This is a genomic window from Streptomyces sp. NPDC050388, from assembly GCF_040655635.1.
Classification (GTDB): Bacteria; Actinomycetota; Actinomycetes; order Streptomycetales; family Streptomycetaceae; genus Streptomyces.
Window position 1 is genome coordinate 1 of record NZ_JBFAKH010000240.1, and the last position, 2,321, is coordinate 2,321.

Below are 2,321 nucleotides of genomic sequence, written 5' to 3' on the forward strand. Positions count from 1 at the left end.
CGGACTTCGTCCCGACGGGATGTGCGGCGGCTCCTCGAGCTCCTGCAATGGCGGTACCGAAACCTTCACCAAGACCGCTACCGGCTGGGACTGGTTGTACACGACAACGTCCACCCAGACGGTCACCTACCAGACGGTGAGCGGCGGCACCGGGACCGGCACCACGTCCATCACGGTTCGCACGGAGGTGGGCCACAAGTCCGCTCAGATCGTGTTCAAGAAGGGACCGAACCCAGAACCGGAGCGGAAAGACGGCAAGAAGGGGCCCGACGGTGACAAGACCATAGACCTCTCTGCCGAGGAACTGGTCGCACTCTGGGCCAGGGGCGGACCGAAGGAGATCACCCTCCCCCCGGACGGTGAATTCGTCCGGCAGCTTCGCACGGAGGACCACTTCAGATCGTTCACCAGGATGGTGCAACGCCTGATCAGGGACGGCGTGTACCAGGCTGCGGGGGACTACGACAAGAAAAACTCCGAGCGGAGCGAAGGCGAAATGTTCTGGGAAAAACTCACCGACGCCACCGGGTTCTTCACAGCGGGGATCTACGGGGCCAGCCCGGCAAGCCTTGCGCTTGGTTCCTACAACCTCGACTACAAACTGCTCGGGGTGGCCTGCCGACCGCCCCAGGCGAATTCGGAGTGGGACCGCGGAGCGTTGGTCGGCCAGGTGAAGGTAGAGGTGTCCAACGACATGACGAGAGCCTCGGCCGCCCGCAGCTCGTCGGGCGACGGCTACGCGAAGGGAAGCAGCGACCCTTCATGAAGACGGTCTTGTCCATCGTCAAGCAGGTCTACCCTAACGGTCAGAGCGACATCAGAGTGAAGATCGCCTGGATCGAGGAAGTGGATGTACCGTACTAAGCGAAGTCGGTGGGCTCTCTTCGCGGTCGCCCTCTCCGCTGCCCTCGTGACGGGTGTGTCCGGCTGTGCGGAAGAAGGGGGACTTTCCGCCCCAACGGAAGGCCAGGTCATCGGCTCCTGGAGCAACCCCGGAGGGGATTGGATCAAATTCAAAGAAAGAGGGGCGGGTCTCATCTCCGCAGGGGCGCAGCTTCAGCTGAGCGCACTGATGAAGGAATCCGACACCAAGGGTGTATGCGAATTCTCCTGGTGGGTGGACGCTGCGCCTGCAGGAAGGAGTGGGCGGGTTTCCGTCACCTTCACAGAAGGGCAGTGCGGATTCTCGGGGCCAGGTGCATTCAGCCTCCATTACTATTACGCAGGCCCCGGGGAGCTACGCCTGTCGCCAGCTGTTGAATTCCCGGAACCTGGCGAGGTTTATGCGCGAAAGAATGCGTCCTCGTAGGGAAGAGGTGGATTCGTCCTGACGGGTGATCGGCGGGGAGGTGGACTTCCTTTTCCCCGCCGAAAGGGGTGCGCCTGCCCCTTTCCGTCCTTGCCAGGGACGTCAAATCAACAAGAAGCTGGCCCACCCAAGATGAGTGGTGCCGAGCGGGACCTTCTCGTCGCCGACCTGGGACGGGCCAGCAGAATGCTGGATTACTCCGAGCAGTTCGTCCCCAGGCGATGAGTGGCGCATGATCAGTACCTGCGGCAGCTGATCGCGCGGGCGCAGGGCGGCACCATCCCGCCGCAGGAGGTGCAGCAGATCGCCCAAGCCGTTACCAAGTACCGGGCCGGCCGGGACCTCTACCAGCGGCTGTACGCGGTGGCCCGCGCGGGCGGCCCGGCGTACGAGCCGCTGATCGCCACCTATCTGATCTACCCCGAGGACCCCGAGGTCTCGGGGCTCGCCGTGCAGGTGCTCACGGGGCACTGGAGAGTGGGCGCGAAGTACTCGAAGCAGATCCTCGAGTTGCTGGGCTCCCCTGAATGGGACCTGAGTGACGACGCGTTCATAGCCGCGGTCTCGGGGGCGGGGGAGACCCTGCACGACGAGTTCGATTGGGCACCTGCGACTTGGGCTCCACCGCCCCCCAGGGTCCCGGGGCGGCGACTGCGCATCGACCTCCCGCTCACCCTCCAGCCGCGCGGTCAACTCCACGATCTGCGCCTCGATTTCCTCCACCCGGACACGTGCCGCCGCCTCCCGCGCCTCCAACTCCCCGATCAGCGAAACCATCGACGCCCACCTCCACCATCCCGGTAGGAGGACATCGCTCAGCCCACACCCCCGATCAGCGTTCTGCCAGCTCAGGACTTCCCTCGAGAAGAGCTACACCCACCGGAGACGCTGATCGCGGGGCCGGGCGCTACTAATGCCTACTGATCTTCTCGTAAGTTCGGTGGGTGTGGTGGGCGGATGGTCAGGCCGGTATGGGCGAGGAATGACCATGGCAGTCGGGGGTTGGCGTTGA

The 2,321-nt window shown here is 64.2% G+C and carries 1 protein-coding gene and 1 pseudogene; both read left to right on the forward strand.

Translation table 11 applies throughout. The annotated features are described in order from the left end of the window. Positions 1 to 766, forward strand: a pseudogene (locus AB0I73_RS41065) (hypothetical protein); the annotation flags it as partial. Positions 767 to 1,534: 768 nt separating this feature from the next. After that, positions 1,535 to 2,113, forward strand: a complete 579-nt coding sequence (locus tag AB0I73_RS41070) for a hypothetical protein (protein WP_363045480.1) — start codon at positions 1,535 to 1,537, stop codon at positions 2,111 to 2,113. Positions 2,114 to 2,321: the final 208 nt, after the last annotated feature.